We start from the raw sequence: 18,996 nt of genomic DNA, 5'->3' as shown, positions 1-18,996 counted from the left end.
CGAGCATCAGAGCGGCGATCAGCCCGCTGCCATGGCCTCGCGCAGGCTCTTGGGGCGCAGGTCGGTCCAGTTCTGCTCGACGTACTGCAGGCACTCGGACCTGGCAGCCTCACCGAAGACCACCCGCCAGCCGGCGGGCACCTCGGCGAACGCGGGCCACAGGGAGTGCTGCTCCTCGTCATTGACGACGACGTGGAAGCGGCCGTTCTCGTCGTCGAAGGGGTTCGTGCTCAACTGGCACCGTCCTTAACTGTCATGGGGTGACTCTGAGTTGGAGATGGCCCAGGCGCCGGTCCGCCGATCGGCGTTGTCCGGTCGGCGGGACACCCGGCATCGGTGGCGACCCCGGCGTTGCCGCGTCACCGTGAGGACTCGTCCGTCAGCGGTACCAGGGCGGCGGGCGGGCCGACCTCCCGGTCGTCCGCTGCGCCCCACCGGATTCATGGGAGACCGGCTGCCTCACGTCCTGGGATGAGAACGTACGGCAGCCGATCGGCCCGTCCGCTGGCCGCTCCGGTTCGAGCGGTGGCGCGGGACCCCGGCCCGTCGGGCCGCGGTCGTCGTACGGGCTTGGCTGCCCGCGTTGCCGGTAGCCGACTTGCCGCCACTGTATCCACGGCCCTTTTGAGACCCGGTCAAGGTCCGCTCGAGCGGCCGGGCGGCGGAGGTCTGTGCGTACGTCCGGGCCGGTCTTCGCCGCTCACGGTGGCGAACCGCTCGAGATCCGCACGGACCTCGCCGCAGTCCCGCGCGGGGTTTCAGGCCAATCGCCGACGGGCGCCCGCTCCCTCCCCGATGCCTGCCGCCCCGGGTCCGCGCCGCGCCGTCGGAGGATCGCTCAAGAGACGCCGCACCGGCGGCGGAGCCCCGCTGGTGCCCGCGCCCTGCCGGTCTTGCAGCGCTCTATGGTCCGAGGACGCGCGGCCGATCGGAGGGAGAGAGATGGACGGCACACGACCTGCCTTGCGCCTGTTCGTCCTGCACCACGCGGGGGGCTCGCACCTGCTGTACCGCCACTGGCCCGCCGAGCTGCCGGACACGTGGGAGGTGACGCTGCTCGACGCCCCGGGCCACGGCCTCCTCCTCGACCAGCCGCAGATCGCGGACGCCGGCCTCCTCGCCGACCACCTGCTGCGCCTCATCGAGCCCGGGCTGACGGGGAGCCCGTACGCCCTCTTCGGGCACAGCATGGGCGCCCTCCTCACGTACGAGATCACCCGGCGGGCCGTCGACCGGGGCCTGCCGCTGCCGGTGTGGATCGGTGTCTCCGCACGCACCGCACCCCAGATCGCGGGCCCGAAGAACCGGTACCACCAGCTGCCCGACGCCGAGCTGCGCACGCGTCTGAAGCTGCTCGGCGGCACGCCCGACGCGGTGTTCGACGACCCCGACCTCTGGGCCCTGTTCGAACCGGTCATCCGGGCCGACCTGCGCCTGGTGGAGACCTGGAGCCCCGCTCCCGGCGCCGGTCCGCTGCCCGTGGCGCTGTCCGCGTACGCGGGCGGCGAGGACCACTCCGCTTCACCGGCGCGAATGACCGGCTGGGAAGAGCACACCGAGCACTTCCTGGGCCTGCGCGTCTTCGACGGCGGTCATTTCTACTTCCAGGACGATCCCGGGCCGCTGCTGCGGCAGATCGAACGGGACGCGACCGCTGCGCTCACCGCGGCGGGCGCGATGCGCACCTCCTGAACCCTTCGGTGAACCGCCATCGCGTGGCCGCCCGACTCCTGCAACTGACTGAGATGCCAGCGTGTGTGAGGGGATGAGATGGAGTTCCGCCTGCTCGGTCTCGTGGAAGTCCAGGACGAACGGACCGGTCTGCGGATCGTTCCCACAGGTGCCAAGCAGCGTGCGCTGCTGGGGGCACTGGTGGTGAAGGCCGGGCACAACGTCTCCGTACAGCGGCTCATCGACGAGCTGTGGGGCGAGCACCCGCCCGCCAACGCGGAGAACGCACTGCAGCTCCATGTGGCCCGGCTGCGCCGGCTGCTGTCCGGGGTGGAGAGCCGCAGCGTCGAACAGCACGTACAGCACCCGTGGATCGTGACCACCTCGCGCGGCTACACCCTGCAGCTCGCGCCCGTCGAGACGGACGCCGCGCGCTTCCAGCACCTGACCGACGAGGCCCGGCGGATCCTGCCCGGCGACCCGGAGCAGGCCGGTGAGCTGCTGCGCCGGGCGCTGTCGCTGTGGCGCGGCCCGGCTCTGGAGGGCAGCGTGCTCGGCGACATCTGCGCGGGCAAGGCGGCCCAGCTCGAGGAACACCGGCTGACCGCGCTGGAGATGATGTACGACGCGTACCTGCGCACCGGGCGCCACGGCGAGATCACCGGCGAGCTGGTGGAGCTCACCACCGACCATCCCGTGCGGGAGCGGTTCTACGACCTGCTGATGGTCGCCCTGTACCGGTGCGGCCGGCAGGCGGAGGCGCTGCGCGTGTACGAACGGGCGCGCAACCGCCTGGTGCGCGAACTCGGGGTCGAGCCCGGCCCCGCTCTGCGCGGTCTGATGGAGGCGATCCTCCACCACGACCCGGCCCTCGCCGCGGCGGCGGGCCCCCGCCCGGCCGGCCCGGTTCCGGCGGAGCCGGTGGCCGTGGAGCCGGACCTGACGGCCGACGACGCGGTGCTCCCCCTCTGCGAGGAGATAGCCCGTCTGCACCGCCGCATCGAGCGGCTGCAGCAGGAGCAGAACCAGCTGCTGTCCCGCTTCAACGAGCTGACGGCGAGCACCGCGCAGCGGGTGACCGCCGGCGCGGGGCTCGCGTAGGGGCGTCTTGTCGATCAGGGCCCGGGGGTCAGGCCGCCGTCAGCACCTCGCCGAGGGCTTCGGACAGGGCCTCCCGGAAGCTGTCGAGGAACGTGTCCACCTCACGGTCCGACACGTTCAGCGGCGGGGCGAGCCGGATGACGTCCGGCATCACCGCGTTCACCAGGACGCCCTTGTCCTGGGCCGCCTGCTGCACCTGAGCCGCGAACGCTCCGTCGAGCACGACGCCCAGCAGCAGGCCGGCGCCGCGGACCTCGCGCACCAGCGGGTGACCCAGGGTCTCCAGGCCGCGCCGCAGCCGCTCCCCCGTCCAGGTCACGTGGTCGAGGAGGCCCGTCCGCTCGATGGTGTCCAGTACGGCGAGGGCGCCCGCGCACACCACGGGGTTCCCGCTGAAGGTGGAGCCGTGCGCGCCGGGCGTGAGCAGCTCCGCGGCCGCGCCGAAGGCGAGCGTCGCGCCGATGGGCAGACCGCCGCCCAGGCCCTTGGCGAGGGTGACGACGTCCGCCTCGACGCCTTCGGCCTCGGCCGCGAACCAGCGGCCCGTGCGCCCGATGCCGGTCTGGATCTCGTCCAGGACGAGGAGGGTGCCGGTCGCCGCGGTGATCTCGCGGGCGGCCCGCAGGTAGCCGGGCGGAGGCACGACCACGCCGTTCTCCCCCTGCAGGGGTTCCAGCATCACCATGGCCGTGTGCGGGGTGACGGCGGCGCGCAAGGCCTCCACGTCCCCGTACGGCACGTGGCTGACGTCGCCCGGCAGCGGATGGAAGGGCCGCTGCTTGGCGGGCTGGCCGGTGAGGGCCAGGGCCCCCATGGTGCGGCCGTGGAAGCCGCCGACGGCCGACACCATGTGCGTGCGACCGGTGAGCCTGCCGATCTTGAAGGCCGCCTCGTTGGCCTCGGCGCCGGAGTTGGAGAAGTAGACCCGGCCCGGGCGTCCGGCGATCTGCAGCAGGCGCTCGGCGAGGCGCACGGTCGGTTCGGCCATGAACAGGTTCGAGACGTGTCCGAGTGAGGCGACCTGCTCGGACACGGCCCGTACGACCGCGGGGTGCGCGTGGCCGAGCGAGTTGACCGCGATACCGCCGACGAAGTCGAGGTACTCGTTGCCCTCCGCGTCCCAGACCCGCGTGCCCTCGCCCCGGACCAGGGGCAGCAGGGGGGTGCCGAAGTTGTCCATCATGACGCCCTGCCAGCGGCGGGTCAGCGCCGCGTTGCCCGCCCCGGTCAGGTCCGCCGTGTCCGCGCCTTTGCTCATGCCGTCGCTCCCTCGAAGCTCACGTCGTTGTTCACTGCGTACAGGCAGCCCTCATGAGGCGCGGAAGCGCTCATGAGGCGTACTCGCTGTTCTCGTGGACGTACTCGGCGGTGAGGTCGTTGGCCCAGATGACGGCGGAGTCCGTGCCCGCGGCGAGGTCCACCGTGATGCCGACCTCGCGGCCGGTCATGTCCACCAGCGTGCGGTCCTCGCCCACCGATCCGTTCTTGCAGACCCACACGCCGTTGATGGCGACGCCCAGCTGATCGGGCTCGAAGGCGGCGGAGGTGGTGCCGATGGCGGACAGGACGCGGCCCCAGTTGGGGTCCTCGCCGTGGATGGCGCACTTGAGGAGGTTGTTGCGGGCGACGGAGCGGCCCACCTCGACGGCGTCGTCCTCGCTCGCGGCGCCCACGACCTCGATGCGGATCTCCTTGCTGGCGCCCTCGGCGTCCCCGATGAGCTGCCGGGCCAGGTCGGCGCAGACCGTGTGGACGGCCTCGGCGAACTCGGCGTGGTCCGGGGTGACTTCGGAGGACCCGGAGGACAGCAGCAGGACGGTGTCGTTGGTGGACATGCAGCCGTCGGAGTCGACCCGGTCGAAGGTGGAACGGGTGGCGTCCCGCAGCGCCCGGTCCAGGGCTGCGCTGTCCAGATCGGCGTCCGTGGTGAGGACGACGAGCATCGTTGCGAGCCCCGGGGCGAGCATCCCCGCGCCCTTGGCCATGCCGCCGACGGTCCACGCGCCCCGGGTGACGGCGGCCGTCTTGTGCACCGTGTCGGTGGTCATGACGGCGACTGCCGCGTCCTCGCCGCCGGACTCGGAGAGCCGGGTGACGGCGCTCTCGACGCCGGCCAGGATCCGGTCCATGGGCAGCGGCACGCCGATGAGCCCGGTGGAACAGACCGCCACGTCCGCCGCGTCCAGGCCCAGCCGCTCGGCGGCCTTCTCGGCGGTGGCGTACGTGTCCTGGAAGCCCTGCGGCCCGGTGCAGGCGTTGGCGCCGCCGGAGTTGAGCACGACCGCGCGGATCCTGCCGTCCGCGAGGATCTGCCGGGACCACTGGACGGGGGCGGCCTGCACGCGGTTGGACGTGAAGACGCCGGCCGCGGCGCAGCGCGGCCCGGTGTTGACGACGAGAGCCAGGTCCCGGTTGCCGTTCTGCTTGATTCCTGCGGCGATGCCCGCCGCCGTGAAGCCTCGTGCTGCGGTGACGCTCACGGTGCGACTCCGATCGTGGAAAGCCCCAGGCCCTCGGGCAGGCCGAAGGCTGCGTTCATGCTCTGGACGGCACCGCCCGCGGTGCCCTTGGTGAGGTTGTCGATGGCGCTGATCGCGATGATCCGGCCGACGGCCGGGTCGAGGGCCACCTGGATCTGCGCGGCGTTCGACCCGTACACGGCCGCGGTGCTGGGCCACTGCCCCTCGGGCAACAGCCGTACGAACGGTTCGTCGGCCAGCGCCTTCTCGTACGCGGCCCGTACGTCCTGCGCGCCGACCCCGGGCCGCGCCGCGGCGGAGCAGGTGGCGAGGATGCCGCGCGGCATGGGGGCCAGGGTCGGGGTGAAGGAGACGGCGACCCGGTGACCCGCCGCGGCGCTGAGGTACTGCACCATCTCGGGGGTGTGCCGGTGGCCGCCGCCCACGCCGTACGGCCGCATGGAGCCCATGACCTCGCTGCCGAGCAGGTCCGCCCTGGGCGCCTTGCCGGCGCCGGACGTGCCGGACGCCGCGACGACCACGGCCTCGGGTTCGGCCAGTCCCGCCGCGTACGCGGGGAAGAGGGCCAGCAGGACCGAGGTCGGGTAGCAGCCCGGCACCGCGATGCGCCGGGTGCCGGCCAGCGCGGCGCGGGCGCCGGGCAGTTCGGGCAGACCGTAGGGCCAGGTGCCCGCGTGCGGCGTGCCGTAGAACCTCTCCCAGTCGTCCGCGTCCGCGAGGCGGAAGTCCGCGCCGCAGTCGATGACGAGCGTGTCGTCGCCCAGCTGCTCCGCGACGGCGGCGGACTGGCCGTGCGGGAGGGCGAGGAACACCACGTCGTGTCCCTTGAGGACGTCGGCCGTGGTGGGCCGGACCTCCCGATCGGCCAGCGGAGCCAGGTGCGGCTGCAGCGCGCCGAGGCGCTGTCCCGCGCTGGAATGCCCGGTCAGGGCACCGATCTCCACTTCAGGATGGGCCAGGAGCAGGCGTAGGAGCTCGCCCCCCGCATATCCACTTGCCCCCGCCACGGCTGCACGCACTGTCATGAACCCTCCCGATGTGACACACATGTCCTTCGCACGCGATCCGGGCTCCGTCACCCATCGCATTCGCCGTACATACGACAGCCTCGGAATCGAATGCGGCTCGAAGGCACGGCGCACGGCTGCCGGGCCCGCACCACGCCAACGTCTCGCGGTGCGGGCCGGCGTGCTGGTGTCGCCGGGTGTCGCGGTCGGGGAGGGCGCTCTCGTGACCTGCCTCGGCGTGAGCCCTAAGGCGCGGTGCAGTACTCGGCGTTGAGGATGGCGAGGAGGTCGTCCGGTCGCCAGTCACTGTTGTAGTTGAACGTGAGCTGGTGGCCGGCGTCCTCGGTGGTGGCGACCAGCGAGAGCCAGCCCACCGTGCCTCCGTCGCGGTACCAGATGGTGGTGCCGCAGCCCAGCGTCAGCCGCTCGAGGCCGAGGCCGTAGGACGAGAGCGGGAAGTCGGGGTTGACGACGGTCGTCTTCATCTCCGCCAGCTGCTTCGCCGGCAGCAGCTTGCCGCGCATCAGGGCGCTGTAGAACCGGTTCAGATCGGCCGCACTGGAGATGATGTCGAGGTTGCCCCAGGTCTGCGACCCGTTGACCTCGGTGACGTCGTCGATCTTGTCCGGCTGCGTCTGGAAGAAGAGCTTGGAGTAGGCGCGGCCGCTCGGCTGGGGCAGGTTGACGCCGTTGCCGGGGTTGGACGTCGCCGTGAGCCCCAGGGGCTCGATGATGCGCTTGCGCACCTCGTCCTCGTACCGCTTGCCGCCGACCTTCTCGACGATCATCGCGGACAGGACGTCGTTGGTGTTGGAGAACCCGTGCCGGGCTCCGGGCTGGAACGCCGGCGCGTGCGCGAGGGCCACCTCCACGCGCTTCTTGTGCGGCATGGTCTCGTAGCGGTGCTGGAGGTAGCCGTCGCCCAGGACGTACGTCGAGACGTAGTCGGCGTCGGCGAAGTAGTCGGGCAGGCCGCTGGTGTGGTTGAGGAGCTGCCGTACGGTGATCGCGCGGCCGTCGTTGCCGTTGCCCGTCACCACGCCCGGCAGGTGGCGGTCCACGGTGTCGTCGAGGCTGAGCTTCTTCTCGGCCTCCATCTGGAGGAGGACCGTCGCCACGAAGGTGGCGGTGACGTGCCCGACACGGAACCGGTCGTTCTTGCCACGCGGTGCACCCGTGTTCAGGTTGCCCACGCCCGACGCCGACTTCCAGACCCCGTTGGCGTCCCGCGCTTCGACCGTGATGCCGGGGATGCCGGCCGCGACGGCCGCGTCGATCGCACGCTGCGTCGCCTCGTGGCCGGCCACCTTGGGGGCCGTGTCCTCCGCCGCCTGGGCGGGACCCGTGAAGGCGGTGGCCATGAGCGCGAGTGCCGCGATACCGACCACGCCGGCCCCTGGCCTCTTCCGTATCGTCATCGTGATTCCCCGTCCTGAAGGTCGTCTGAATTTCGCTGATGCCGTACTGGTGCGGTCCGTCGGCGAAGTCGAACCACGGCATGAAAATACCTGCCCACTGGTTCTTTTTCGACATTCAGACGGCCGATTTAAGCGCATGCCTGCAACAGGCTCATGAATGGGTCGAAGTCGCAGAATCGGGCGGGAAATCGAGCCGCCGTCGGCAATGAATTCCGGCCGGAATCGGACGTGCGGTCGGGCCGTCCTGTCGACGGGACAGCCGGGCGGCCGTTCGAACGCCGCTCCGGTACCGCTCCAGCCCGCGCCGGGAAGCTTCTCGCCGGTTATGTACACCCTTCTGATGGAGGCATGATGGCACGTCAGGCCGGTCTGACCGCAGGGTCGCATGGCGGCCCGGCAGCCCCTCCCCCGCAACCCCCGGCAAGACAGCCGCGCACTGCGGGGACCGCGCCGCGCCGGGGCCAGGTGCTGACGACCAAGGTGGGCCTGCAGATGCCGACCGGGATGGCCTACGACGAGTGGGAGCGGGCCGGGCGCCAGCTCGCCGGCGTCCTCGACTCGTCCTCCTGGTGGCTGGGCGACTGGCTGAGGTACGGCAAGGACCACTACACCGACCGGTACCAGCGCGGGATCCAGGCCGTCGGCCTCTCGTACCAGACCCTGCGCAACTATGCATGGGTAGCACGGCGCTTCGACTTCACCCGGCGCCGGCCCACCCTGAGCTTCCAGCACCACGCCGAGCTGGCCTCCATGCCCGTCGAGGACCAGGACCGCTGGCTCGACCGCGCCGAGCAGGGGCAGTGGACCACCAAGCAGCTGCGCGGCGCCATCCGAGCCGAGCGCCAGGGCGGGCAGCTGCCCCGCACCCCCACCGAGCCGAGCCGCCGCCTGGAGGTTCCCGGCAGCCGTGTCCAGTGGTGGCACAAGGCCGCGGAGCAGCTCGGCGTCGACTTCGAGCAGTGGGTGATGACCACGCTGGACAGCGCGGCCGCGAGCGCCCTGGACGACCTCGCCGAGCAGACCCGGCCCGTGGCCGTCAGCGCCTGAGTCCCCGGCGCCGAGGCCTTCGGCGCGTCAGGACAGCTGGCTCATCAGGCCGGCGGTCTCGCGCTTGTACGTGCACGCGCTCTGCGCGAACGACTCCTGCACGCGGTCGCGCACCTCGTCCGGCTGCTCCTGGCTGAGCTTGAACATGCCCTCGGCCCCGGTCACCGTGAAGCGGAAGGCACCCACGGCGGGCGCGATCTTGCGGAAGTAGCCGAGCGACTCGGTCATGTCCCAGCCGTTGCCGAACCGCCCCTCGAAGGCGCGCACGGTGGACTCCACCACACCCAGCGTCTCGTCCATCGAGTCGATCTTCTCCACCACGCCCCGGACGTGCACCGCGGTGAAGTTCCAGGTCGGGGCGGCCGGCGTCTTCTGGTACACCGTGGGCGACACGTAGGAGTGCGGACCGGTGAACGTCAGCAGCAGCACGCCGCCCGTCTCCAGCGCCGACCAGTGCGGGTTCGCCCGGTTCATGTGTCCGAGCAGCGTGGCCCCCGGCAGCTCGCCGGACCAGTCGCCGGACGTCTCGGGGTCGAAGATGACCGGGAGGTGCGTGGCGAACGGACCGTTCTCGGGGCTGCCATTGGCCACCGCGAGCGCCAATGGATTACCACGGATCAGGTCCACCATCCACGAACTGTCCGGTTCGCGGTAAGAGCTGGGCACGAACATTCGGATACACCCTTTCAACAATTGGCTCAGGGCATGACCCTGGCTCAGGGCATGACTGATCGCATTACTCCGGACACAGGACACATGGGCCATCGGCCACCGGCCGCGCCGCGCGGAGATCTTGATAATCCGCGCCGACCATATCGCCGTCCCGTCGACAGGACAAAGCCTTCGGATTATCGAGCACCTCGAGAAGCCCTCAAAACAGTCTTCAGGCCGTCTTCAAGTTGCCTTGAGATACCCTCGGGAGCAACACTGCAGAACGGTCTCTCGGGCCACCGGCCGAGTTTTCCAGACGCAAGCGGGAGAAATTTCTATGGGCATAACTGGCAGGCGCAACCAAGAGATCTACGACGTGGTCGGTATCGGGTTCGGCCCGTCCAACATGTCGCTCGCGATCGCCTTGGAGGAGCACGGGGCGAGCGCTCCGCAGCATCCGGTCAAGTCCCATTTCTTCGAGCGACAGCCCTCGTTCGGCTGGCACCGGAACATGCTGCTGCCGTCGACGACCATGCAGATTTCATTCCTCAAGGACCTCGCGACCTTCAGGAATCCGATGTCCCGGTTCAGCTTCATCTCGTATCTGCACGCCTCCAACCGGCTCGTGCAGTTCGTGAACAACCAGGACTTCTTCCCGACCCGGCACGAATTCCACCAGTACCTGGAGTGGGCGGCCGCGGGCCTGCGCGACAAGGTCACCTACGGTGCCGAGGTCACCTCGATCCGGCCCGTCACCGAAGCCGGGTCGTCGACGCCCAACCTCCTCGAGATCGAGGTGCGCAGCGGCGACGGAACCACCAGCGTGGTCACCGCACGCAACGTGACCATCTCGACGGGTCTGGTGCCGCGCCTGCCGGAAGGTGTGACGTCCGACGAGCGGGTGTGGCACAGCTCGGAGTTCCTGAGCAAGTTCAACACCCGGGCCCCGGGCGACCTCAAGAGCGTGATGGTGGTCGGCGCCGGCCAGAGCGCGGCCGAGATCACCCGGTTCCTCTACGACTCGCTGCCGCACGCCCAGGTCTCCGCGGTCATCCCGTCGTACGGCTACTCCGTCGCCGACGACACCCCGTTCGCCAACCAGGTGTTCGACCCCGACGCGGTCGACGAGTACTACTTCGGCACCGAGCGGGCACGGGACGCGTTCTGGCGCTACCACCGCAACACCAACTATTCGGTGGTCGACGCCGACGTCATCCGGGCCCTGTACCAGCGCTCGTACGAGGAGCAGGTGCGCGGCGGCGACCAGCGGCTGCACTTCCGCAACCTCACCCGGGTCGCCGAGGTCGAACGCGTCGGAAGCGGGGCGCGGGTGGTCCTGCACTCGCTGCTCGACGACCGGACGGAGGAGCTGGCGGTCGACGCGATCGTGTTCGCCACCGGCTACGACGGCCTGGACCCGGCCCGCCTGCTCGGTGACTTCGACCAGCACTTCCAGCGCGACGCGGCGGGCAGGCACCGGGTGGAGCGCGACTACCGCCTGGTCACCGCATCGGGACTGACCTGCGGCGTGTATCTCCAGGGCGGCACCGAGCACACCCACGGCATGTCGTCGTCCCTGTTGTCGAACATCGCGGTACGCAGCGGCGAGATCGCCGATTCGATCGTGCTGCGGCGCACCGAGCGGGAGCTGGACCTCAACCACCCCGTGGCGGAGGCGTCCTCGGCCGCCTGAGACGGCACACCCCACGGCGGTTCCGGGCCGTGCCCGGTCAGCTCACGCGGCGTCGGCGACCATCGCGTCCCGCAGGCTCTGCGGCCGCAGGTCGGTCCACTTGTCCTCCACGTACGTGAGGCACTTGTCGCGGCTCTCCTCGCCGAACACGATGCGCCAGCCGGCGGGAACCTCGGTGAACGAGGGCCACAGCGAGTGCTGCTGCTCGTCGTTCACGAGAACGTAGAACCGGCCGTCGGCGTCGTCGAACGGGTTGCTGCTCATCAATCCACTCCAATTCAAGCCGTCCACGATTCACTTTCAAGCAGAAAATGAATCATCATCCATCGGTGGGATGGAGTTGGCGAGACCGCCAAGCCAGATCATGCACCGTTCGGGAACCCCGTGGAGACCTGCGGGACCCATTACCTCGATATCTGCCGTCCACTGTCCTGTTGACAGGACGTGTCCCGAAAGCGGACACATCTATGTGGCAGAATCGGTCGCCTTTTCGCTCGAGTCGACGGGAATCCGCTTCCGTTGGCCCGCGTCCGCGCGCGATGATTGCAGAACGAACAGAGCTCGGGCCGAAATATATTCACCTTCCCAAAAGCCCGCAGCGCAGCCAAGTGTTTTCGTGCCGTTCTCGAGCGCACGTCCACCGGCCCATCGGGGCCCGGCCCCGTGGCCGGGGTCTTCCACAGAAGGAGTCGTGTATGACCGCCAGCATGCACCCGGCCATGGCCAAGGCCCAGTCCGTCGGCGACGCCCTGCCCTGGCTGGCCCGCCACCAGGGCCGTACGGTCGTCATCAAGCTGGGCGGACACGCCATGGTCAACGAGGACCTCACGGCGGCCTTCGCCCGTGACATCGTCTTCCTGCGCTATGCCGGGCTGCGGCCCGTGGTGGTGCACGGAGGAGGCCCCCAGATCGATGCCGAGCTCGCACGGCGGGGCCTGCAACGCGAGTTCAGAGCCGGACTGCGCGTCACCTCGCCGGCCGCGATGGACGTCGTACGGATGGTCCTCGCCGGCCAGGTGCAGCGCGAGCTGGTCGGGCTGATCAACCGCTTCGGCCCGCTCGCCGTCGGCATGACCGGCGAGGACGCGGACACCATCACCGCGGTGCGGCACGTGCCGTGGATCGACGGGGAACCGGTGGACGTCGGCAGGGTGGGCGACGTCACCCGCGTGAACACCGGTGCTCTGGAGAGCCTGCTGGCGGACGGCCGGATCCCGGTGGTTTCGCCGCTCGCGCGCAGCGCCGAGGACGGCCTGGTCTACAACGTCAACGCCGACACCGCGGCGGCGGCGCTCGCGACCGCGCTGCGCGCCGAGGCGCTCGTCATGCTGACGGACGTCGCGGGTCTGTACGCGGGCTGGCCGCACAGCGACGAGGTCATCGAGCGGCTCACGGCCTGCGAGCTGGAGAAGCTCCTGCCGGAGCTGAGCGACGGCATGGTGCCCAAGATGACCGGTTGCCTGAACGCCGTGCGGGGCGGGGTGGGCGCGGCCCGGGTGATCGACGGGCGGGTCCCGCACTCGGTCCTCCTCCAGATGTTCACCGACGAGGGGGTCGGCACGGTGATCGTGCCGGACCCGGACGAGGCGGAGATCCTGCGGTGAGCGATCGAGCGAAGGCGAGGGCGGTGCCCGTGACACGCACACCCGGGGAGCTCACCGTGGTCCCGCCCCCCTCAGGTCCGCCCCGGAGCGGACCGCCCGACGGTCTCGTCCGCCTGCGGTTCGCCGATGCGATCACCCTCGAACGGGCCGGCGCCGCCTTCGGCGCCGGATCGGGCCCGGGCCTCGGCGATGCGTGGAGCGACCCGGAGACGCTCACCCTCCAGATCCCCGCCGACGCCGGTATCGAGACCCTGCGGGCCGTGCTCGCGGTCCTCGACGCGGCGGCGATCACCTCCGAGTCGCTCACCGTGCACACGCACGAACTCGACGACGTCTTCGCCGCGTTCACCAGCCTGTCCTGAGCTCCGGCCGGAACCGTTAACGGCGTTAACGCCGTTAACGCCGCGACCCCTGGAAGGGGCCACCGCCGGTTCGGCGGTGGCCCCTCGACGCCTTATGACGCCGTGTCACGACAGTGGCTCAGGCCAGGTCGTCACGGATCACCCGGCGGTGCGCGATGAGCCACCCGCCGCGGCTGCGGATCAGGACGTCCTCCATGACGCACACGTACAGGACCTTGGAGCCGCCTCCGTCCGGCGTGGCGTACACCAGGGCCGAGCAGCGGGTGTGCAGCGAGCCGTCCGCCCGGGGCTGTACGTCGAGCATGCCGACCCAGTGGCTGAGGGGGCTGCCGGCCCGCCGCTGCGCGGCCGCGCCGGCGCGCTCGTGGCGGGTGAGCCCGGCGCGGGCAGGCACCGGCTCGGGCAGGGAGGGCAGTTCGAGGACGGCGTCCTCGGTGAACGTCTGCGCCCACAGCCCGGTGTCGTGTGCGTCGAGGATCTGCATCTGGAGCGCGTAGAACTGCTGCGCCTCCGCGTACAGGGCGGCGAACTCCTGGCCCTGGAGCGTACGTCCGGCGGTGGCCACCATCTCGACGGTCATGATCCAAGCCTCCAGGGAGTCCGTACTCGGTACGGACAGTCTTTGAGGCTCGGATCGAGCATCCTTCAAAAACTCCTCAAGCACTCCCGCCGGCGGCGGGAGTGCCCGAGGGACCGGTCCGGCGCGGCGCTGTCACCGGGCCCAGGGCAGCACACGGGTGTCCTCGGTGCCGGGCACGCGGACCACGCCGTCTGCGCGCATCACGACGTGGGCCTCGGCCGCCTGCGGGGCGTGGACCTGCCGGAGCACTTCCGGCGGCAGGACGAGGGTCTGGCCGGCGGCGACCTTCTCGGTGCGGCCGCCGCAGGTGACCTCGAGGACGCCGGCGGTCACCGTCCAGACCTGCTCGCGGCTGACGGAGTGCTCGGGGCCGCTCCGGCCGGCCTCCATCGCGACGGTCCAGGTACTGAGTTCCGTACTGCCGCGGCTGGGAGCGGCCAGGCCGGTCATGCGGGCGTTCGGGGACTCGGTGACGTTCTCGGCGGTGGGGGTGATCACGAGCATGGCGGGGTCCTCCTCGGTCTTCTGTGCAGGCTCGTCGGGGGTGGCCCATTCGACGAGCTGGACGACGATTCCGTTCGGGTCGGTCAGCTGGAACAGCCGCTCGCCCCAGGGTTCTTCGCGCAGCGGCATGGTGACCGGGGCTCCGGCCTCGCGCAGGCGCCGCTCCTCGGCTTCGATGCCGGTGACGGTGAGCGCGAAGATCAGGCCGGTGGCGTGCCGGTCGCGCTGTTCGGCCGGGAGCACTTCGCTGCCGCGTCGCAGCAGCACGATGTCGGCGGCGGCATCCTCGCCGCGGGTCAGGGACGCGAAGCCGTCGGCGGCCATGGCGACCGCATAGCCGAGGTGCGTGCAGAAGAAGTCGCGGGAGGCGGCCACGTCGGCGACGGTGAGGGACAGGGTGGAGGCGGTCACGTTCAAGGGGTCTCCTGCCGGGTCGGCCGCGTCGGGTCCGGGCGCTGCATCACGTGCACGGGTGCTCAGCCGGCGCTGCTCTCGTCGGCGGCCCTCGTGTAGGTGAGGATGAGGTTTCCGCTCTCGAACACGTGGCTGTCCGTGAGGCGGAAGGTGCGCGGCGAGAAACCGGCGCGGAAGAGCGGGATGCCGGCACCGGCCACGACCGGGTACTGCTTGACGATCAGCTCGTCGATCTCGGGGAACAGCTGGCCGGCCAGGTCGGCGCCGCCGCAGAGCCAGATCCCGAGCCCGTCCTCCTGCTTGAGCTTGCGGACCAGGGCGACCGGGTCCTCGGCGGTCACCTCGACGGCCGGGTCCGGGCTGGTGGTGAGCGAACGGGAGAGCACGATCTGCCGCAGGTGGGCGTACGGGCTGGAGAGGCCGGCGGACAGGCCCGGGGCGTAGGTGCCGCGGCCCATGAGCACGGTGTCGAAGCGGGTGTTGGGCACGTCCTCGGCGACACCGAGGGCGGCGCGGCCCGCGGTCGGGAGGGTGTCCGGGTACTCGGCGGCCAGGTGCGGCACGTAGTCCTCGGTGACGTGCGCCATGAGGAAGTCGAAGCTGCCGTCAGGGGCGGCGATGAAGCCGTCGATGGAGGTGCCGACGAAGTAGGTGAGCTTGCGCATCCAGTTCCGTTCACTCGGGATAATTTTGCGATGGACGTAACTTTATGCCGAGCCACTTCCATCGGTCAAGCGTAATTTTGCGATGGATGTAAGATTGCTCCATGGTGACCGAGATGGGGCTCCGCGAGTCCAAGAAGCAGGAGACCAGGCAGCTGATCTCCGACTGCGCGACCAGGCTCTTCATCGAGCAGGGCTTCGAGCAGACCACCATCGCCGAGATCGCCGCCGCGGCGCGCGTGGCCAAGAAGACGGTGACCAACTACTTCGCCCGCAAGGAGGACCTGGCCCTCGACCGGCACGAGGCGTTCACCGAGGGCCTGGCCCGGACCGTCGCCGAACGCGGGCCCGGCGAAGAGCCGCTCACCGCCCTGGGCCGGACGTTCCGCGCCGCCCTGCTGGAACACAGCCCCGTCGTCGGCTTCACCGGCCCCGCCTTCGCCCGCATGGTCGCCGACAGTCCCACGCTCACCGCCCGGCTGCGCGAACTGCACGACCAGCGAGAGGAAGCGCTCGCCGCCGCCCTGGCCGCCGCAGCCCCGGACCACGCCCCGGCCATCGCACCCCGGGCCGCCGCCGCGCTGATCGCCGCAGCGGACCGCCTGCTGTTCCGGCGCATCCAGGAGCTCACCCTGGCCGGCCGCACCGACGACCAGATCGAGGCCACGCTGCTCCCGGAGACCGACCACCTCCGCGCCATGCTCGGCGCTGCACTGGAGGCGGGCCCTGTCACACGCCTGTGACAGTCGACGGACACCGTCGTGAAGGTACCGGCGCAGGATTTTAAGCAGGACAAACCGGACATTCAGCTACATGTCCACCTGCTTCCGAGGGCGCGAGCAGAGATGACCGATCCGATCCGTCGGAAGGAAATCCCATGAGCCTCACCCTCACCGCCCCGCAGACCGAGACCGCCGCCCTGGCCCTCGCCCCGCGCGAGCAGGAGGCACTGGGCCACATCGCCGCCGGCCGCACCTACCTCCAGACGGCCCGCCACATGGGACTGTCCAAGCACACCGTCGACGCCTACCTCCGCCGCATCCGCGCCAAGCTGGGCATCAACAGCACCGCCGAGCTCACCCGACTGGCCATCTCCATGGGGCTGTGACCTCCTGGACGAAGAGCACGAGCGGCTGAACGGAAACGGGAGCGACATGACGGGTGGCGAACGCACCGTCTCCTTGGTCACCGGCGGCAACAGGGGCATCGGACGGGAGGTGTGCCGGCAGCTCGGCGCGCTCGGACACACCGTCCTGCTGACCGCCCGCTCCCTGCCGGCCGCCGAGGAGGCCGCGGCGGAGCTCCGCGCCGAGGGAGGGGACGTCCACCCGGTGGCCCTCGACGTACGGGACCGGGCGAGCGCCGAGCGGGCCGCGCGCGCGACGGGCGAGCGCTTCGGGCGGCTCGACGTCCTGGTCAACAATGCGGCCATCGCGTACGACACCTGGCAGCGCGCCGCGACGGCCGACCTCGACGTGGTCGCGGAGGCCGCCGACACCAACCTGTACGGCCCCTGGCGCACCACGCAGGCGTTCCTCCCGCTGCTGCGGGCCGGCCGCCACGGGCGGATCGTCAATGTCAGCAGCGAAGCCGCGTCCTTGACGAGCATGGGCGGCGGGACCCCCGCCTACACCGCCTCCAAGGCCGCCCTGAACGCCCTCACCCGCATGCTCTCGGCCGAGCTGCGCGGCGACAGGATCCTGGTCAACTCCGTCTGCCCCGGCTGGGTCGCGACCGACATGGGCGGCCCGGGCGGCCGTCCCGTACGGGAGGGGGCGGCGGGGATCGTCTGGGCCGCCACCCTCCCGGACTCCGGACCCACCGGCGGCTTCTTCCGCGACGGCCGTCCGCTGCCCTGGTAGCGGAGGACACGCCCTAAGCCCGCGCGGCCTCGGCCAGCACCGGCCGGACCCGGGTCAGCATCAGCTGCAGGAACCGGTCCGGGCGGCGGAACGACGCGAAGTGGCTCGCGCCCTCGATCAGCGCGAACTCCTTGGCCGGGGCCTCGACCTCGTCGAAGAAGGCCCGGGCGCGCCCGGCCGGGGTGATGACGTCCCGGTCGCCCTGGAAGATGAAGAACGGCAGCTCGAAGCGGGTGCCGTCGGCCCGGTCGTCGAACTCTGCCAGGGCGGGGGTGAGCTGCGCGGAGAACTTCATGCCCGCGAAGTACTGCCCCAGCTCGCGCAGCGAGTGCAGCGGCGAGAACCACAGCGACCCCAGCACGACCCTCTTGAGGGTGTCGAGCGTCAGGGGATCGGAGGCCACGGTCAGCTTGTCGTACGCGGCCCGCTGCTCGGCGGTCACCCGGTGCGGGTCGCTGCCCATCTCCGCGACTGCGGCGGCGTCCTTGTGCCTGCCGGCGGCGCGCAGCCGGGCCAGCAGCGCCTCGTGGACGGAGGGGTCGCGCCCGGCGTCCAGGATGTTCTGGTCGGTGCCGACGTAGGCGGAGTACAGCTCGGGGTGGCTGCGGGCCAGGCGCAGGCCGAAGACGCTGCCGAGCGAGCTCCCGACCAGGACGACCCGCTCGGCGCCGAGCCGCTCGCGAGCGTACCGGGTGACCTCGAGGGCGTCCTCGTACAGCCGGGCGAAGCTCATCTCGCCCTGGCCTGCGGGACCGGAGCGGCCGAAGGTCTTGCCCGCGCCGCGCATGTCCCAGCGCACCACCGTGAAGTGCTCCTCCCAGGACCGGGTGCGGGTGGCGAAGACCGAGTGGGAGGCACCGGGGCCGCCGTGGATCTCGAGCACCACCGGGTTGGCCGTGTCCTCGCCGCGGATCGAGATCCACTGCTCGATGCCGCCGATCCGGACGAAGCGCTGTTCGTCGATGCCGCACGGGCTGTCGATGCGCAGGAGCCGGGCGTTGCCGGCGCGGCGCAGGGCGCGGTGGCCGAGCAGGCCGACGACGGGCGTGGCGAGGAGGGCGGCGGAGGTGGCGAGGACGGTGGCGAGCATGGTGACCCCTCACGGCGAGAACTGTGTATGTAATAAGCGATTTCGTTTATGTTATATACAGTTCCAGGGCGTGCCGTCAACGGGTCCGGTACGCAGCGATCCGAGGAGCGGGGCCGCATGGGCAGGAGCAGGGACGAGAAGCGCGATCCGGCGGTCAGCCTGGCGCTCCTGTGGGGCGAGCAGGAGCAGCCCAAGCGCGGCCCGAAGCCCTCGCTGAGCGTCGGGCGCATCGTGGACACCGCGCTCGCCATCGCCGATACGGAGGGGCTGGACGCGCTGTCCATGCAGGGCGTCGCCGCGCGCCTGGGCGTGACCACCATGGCCCTGTACCGCTACGTCCCCGGCAAGGCCGAACTGCTCGACCTGATGGTCGACGCCGCCTTCGGACCGGCTCCCGCCGTCACCGACGTGCCGGGGGGCTGGCGTCCGCAGCTGGACGCGTGGGCGCGTGCGTGCTGGGAGCAGTACCGGCGCCGGCCGTGGATGGTGGCCGCCACCGGGATGCGCCGGCAGCTCATGGGGCCCCGTCAGCTGGCCTGGCTCGACTCCGCCTTGGCCGCGCTGTCGGGGACGGGACTCCCGTACGCACAGCAGCACGCGGCCTTCCTGCTGGTCATCGGGCACGTCCGCAGCCTGGCGCAGCAGCTCGTCGACGACGACGAGGAAGGCCGCCAGGAGTGGAACCGGCTCACGGCGGACGTGTGGAAACGGCACGGCGACCGGTTCCCGGCACTGACCGCGGCCATCGCCGGCGGAGCCTTCGCCCCCCGCGCGGACGATCCGCTCGAGTTCGGGCTCGAGCGGATCCTGGACGGTGTCGCCGCGCTGATCGGGAACGGTGGGTGAGTAC

The 18,996-nt window shown here is 70.9% G+C and carries 21 protein-coding genes; 10 read left to right on the top strand and 11 right to left on the bottom strand.

Going from position 1 to position 18,996, the window contains the following annotated elements:
• Positions 1-18: 18 nt before the first annotated feature.
• The gene (locus tag AB5J51_RS40890; RefSeq protein WP_030301348.1) at positions 19-234 is read right to left on the bottom strand and encodes an MbtH family protein; all 216 of its coding nucleotides are present in this window, start codon (positions 232-234) and stop codon (positions 19-21) included.
• Positions 235-942: 708 nt separating this feature from the next.
• Here AB5J51_RS40890 and AB5J51_RS40885 point away from each other — a divergent pair.
• Together AB5J51_RS40885 and AB5J51_RS40880 are read left to right on the top strand one after the other, a co-directional pair.
• Complete coding sequence (locus tag AB5J51_RS40885; RefSeq protein ID WP_133900127.1) at positions 943-1,692, top strand: thioesterase II family protein; 750 nt, start codon at positions 943-945, stop codon at positions 1,690-1,692.
• A gap of 78 nt (positions 1,693-1,770) precedes the next feature.
• Positions 1,771-2,772, top strand: coding sequence for a BTAD domain-containing putative transcriptional regulator (locus AB5J51_RS40880; RefSeq protein ID WP_369780506.1), 1,002 nt, complete (start codon positions 1,771-1,773; stop codon positions 2,770-2,772).
• Positions 2,773-2,800: 28 nt separating this feature from the next.
• On the opposite strand, the gene AB5J51_RS40875 is transcribed toward AB5J51_RS40880, so the two are convergent.
• The 4 genes from AB5J51_RS40875 to AB5J51_RS40860 form a co-directional block, all read right to left on the bottom strand.
• Positions 2,801-4,030, bottom strand: a complete 1,230-nt coding sequence (locus tag AB5J51_RS40875) for an acetylornithine transaminase (RefSeq protein ID WP_369780505.1) — start codon at positions 4,028-4,030, stop codon at positions 2,801-2,803.
• Positions 4,031-4,100: 70 nt separating this feature from the next.
• Complete coding sequence (gene argJ, locus AB5J51_RS40870; protein ID WP_053788239.1) at positions 4,101-5,252, bottom strand: bifunctional glutamate N-acetyltransferase/amino-acid acetyltransferase ArgJ; 1,152 nt, start codon at positions 5,250-5,252, stop codon at positions 4,101-4,103.
• Positions 5,249-6,277 carry an N-acetyl-gamma-glutamyl-phosphate reductase gene (gene argC / locus AB5J51_RS40865; protein ID WP_133900131.1) on the bottom strand — a complete coding sequence of 343 codons (1,029 nt, stop codon included), beginning with the start codon at positions 6,275-6,277 and terminating at the stop codon, positions 5,249-5,251. Before argC ends, argJ begins: the two co-directional genes overlap by 4 nt.
• Positions 6,278-6,504: 227 nt before the next feature.
• The gene (locus AB5J51_RS40860; RefSeq protein WP_168724360.1) at positions 6,505-7,677 is read right to left on the bottom strand and encodes a serine hydrolase; all 1,173 of its coding nucleotides are present in this window, start codon (positions 7,675-7,677) and stop codon (positions 6,505-6,507) included.
• Positions 7,678-8,025: 348 nt separating this feature from the next.
• Between AB5J51_RS40860 and AB5J51_RS40855 the strand changes: the two genes are divergently transcribed.
• Entirely contained in the window at positions 8,026-8,724 is a 699-nt protein-coding gene (locus AB5J51_RS40855) for an LmbU family transcriptional regulator (RefSeq protein ID WP_369780504.1), read from the top strand.
• Between the two features lie 27 nt (positions 8,725-8,751).
• On the opposite strand, the gene AB5J51_RS40850 is transcribed toward AB5J51_RS40855, so the two are convergent.
• Positions 8,752-9,396, bottom strand: a complete 645-nt coding sequence (locus AB5J51_RS40850; protein ID WP_053788242.1) for an FMN-binding negative transcriptional regulator — start codon at positions 9,394-9,396, stop codon at positions 8,752-8,754.
• A 316-nt stretch (positions 9,397-9,712) separates the two neighbouring features.
• Here AB5J51_RS40850 and AB5J51_RS40845 point away from each other — a divergent pair, with 316 nt between their 5' ends.
• Positions 9,713-11,068 carry a lysine N(6)-hydroxylase/L-ornithine N(5)-oxygenase family protein gene (locus AB5J51_RS40845; protein ID WP_053788243.1) on the top strand — a complete coding sequence of 452 codons (1,356 nt, stop codon included), beginning with the start codon at positions 9,713-9,715 and terminating at the stop codon, positions 11,066-11,068.
• A gap of 42 nt (positions 11,069-11,110) precedes the next feature.
• On the opposite strand, the gene AB5J51_RS40840 is transcribed toward AB5J51_RS40845, so the two are convergent.
• Entirely contained in the window at positions 11,111-11,332 is a 222-nt protein-coding gene (locus AB5J51_RS40840) for an MbtH family protein (RefSeq protein WP_053788244.1), read from the bottom strand.
• Between the two features lie 431 nt (positions 11,333-11,763).
• On the opposite strand from AB5J51_RS40840, the gene argB reads away from it, so the two are divergent.
• A complete protein-coding gene (gene argB, locus AB5J51_RS40835; protein WP_369780503.1) occupies positions 11,764-12,672 on the top strand; it encodes an acetylglutamate kinase in 909 nt (302 codons plus the stop codon).
• A 29-nt stretch (positions 12,673-12,701) separates the two neighbouring features.
• Positions 12,702-13,034 carry a hypothetical protein gene (locus tag AB5J51_RS40830; RefSeq protein ID WP_199828089.1) on the top strand — a complete coding sequence of 111 codons (333 nt, stop codon included), beginning with the start codon at positions 12,702-12,704 and terminating at the stop codon, positions 13,032-13,034.
• A 118-nt stretch (positions 13,035-13,152) separates the two neighbouring features.
• On the opposite strand, the gene AB5J51_RS40825 is transcribed toward AB5J51_RS40830, so the two are convergent.
• The 3 genes from AB5J51_RS40825 to AB5J51_RS40815 form a co-directional block, all read right to left on the bottom strand.
• A complete protein-coding gene (locus AB5J51_RS40825) occupies positions 13,153-13,614 on the bottom strand; it encodes a nuclear transport factor 2 family protein (RefSeq protein WP_369780502.1) in 462 nt (153 codons plus the stop codon).
• A 132-nt stretch (positions 13,615-13,746) separates the two neighbouring features.
• Positions 13,747-14,529: a VOC family protein gene (locus AB5J51_RS40820; protein WP_369780501.1), complete on the bottom strand. Its 783-nt coding sequence runs from the start codon at positions 14,527-14,529 to the stop codon at positions 13,747-13,749.
• Positions 14,530-14,594: 65 nt separating this feature from the next.
• A complete protein-coding gene (locus tag AB5J51_RS40815; RefSeq protein ID WP_133900135.1) occupies positions 14,595-15,197 on the bottom strand; it encodes a dihydrofolate reductase family protein in 603 nt (200 codons plus the stop codon).
• Positions 15,198-15,310: 113 nt separating this feature from the next.
• On the opposite strand from AB5J51_RS40815, the gene AB5J51_RS40810 reads away from it, so the two are divergent.
• The 3 genes from AB5J51_RS40810 to AB5J51_RS40800 all read left to right on the top strand — a co-directional run bounded on the left by AB5J51_RS40810 (position 15,311) and on the right by AB5J51_RS40800 (position 17,056).
• On the top strand, positions 15,311-15,937 hold the full coding sequence (locus tag AB5J51_RS40810) for a TetR/AcrR family transcriptional regulator (RefSeq protein ID WP_053788248.1): 627 nt from the start codon (positions 15,311-15,313) through the stop codon (positions 15,935-15,937).
• Positions 15,938-16,071: 134 nt separating this feature from the next.
• Positions 16,072-16,302, top strand: a complete 231-nt coding sequence (locus AB5J51_RS40805) for a response regulator transcription factor (RefSeq protein WP_053786583.1) — start codon at positions 16,072-16,074, stop codon at positions 16,300-16,302.
• 46 nt (positions 16,303-16,348) lie between these two features.
• Positions 16,349-17,056: an SDR family NAD(P)-dependent oxidoreductase gene (locus tag AB5J51_RS40800; RefSeq protein ID WP_369780500.1), complete on the top strand. Its 708-nt coding sequence runs from the start codon at positions 16,349-16,351 to the stop codon at positions 17,054-17,056.
• Between the two features lie 13 nt (positions 17,057-17,069).
• Here AB5J51_RS40800 and AB5J51_RS40795 read toward each other — a convergent pair whose 3' ends face one another.
• Positions 17,070-18,146 (bottom strand): alpha/beta fold hydrolase, encoded by a 1,077-nt coding sequence (locus AB5J51_RS40795; protein WP_369780499.1) that lies wholly within the window; start codon positions 18,144-18,146, stop codon positions 17,070-17,072.
• A gap of 117 nt (positions 18,147-18,263) precedes the next feature.
• On the opposite strand from AB5J51_RS40795, the gene AB5J51_RS40790 reads away from it, so the two are divergent.
• Positions 18,264-18,992 carry a TetR/AcrR family transcriptional regulator gene (locus AB5J51_RS40790; RefSeq protein WP_369780498.1) on the top strand — a complete coding sequence of 243 codons (729 nt, stop codon included), beginning with the start codon at positions 18,264-18,266 and terminating at the stop codon, positions 18,990-18,992.
• Positions 18,993-18,996 lie beyond the last annotated feature (4 nt).

This window comes from Streptomyces sp. R33, assembly GCF_041200175.1.
Taxonomy (GTDB): Bacteria; Actinomycetota; Actinomycetes; order Streptomycetales; family Streptomycetaceae; genus Streptomyces; species Streptomyces katrae_B.
The sequence above is the reverse complement of the archived record's forward strand: the minus strand, read 5'-3'. Positions and strand labels throughout refer to the sequence as shown.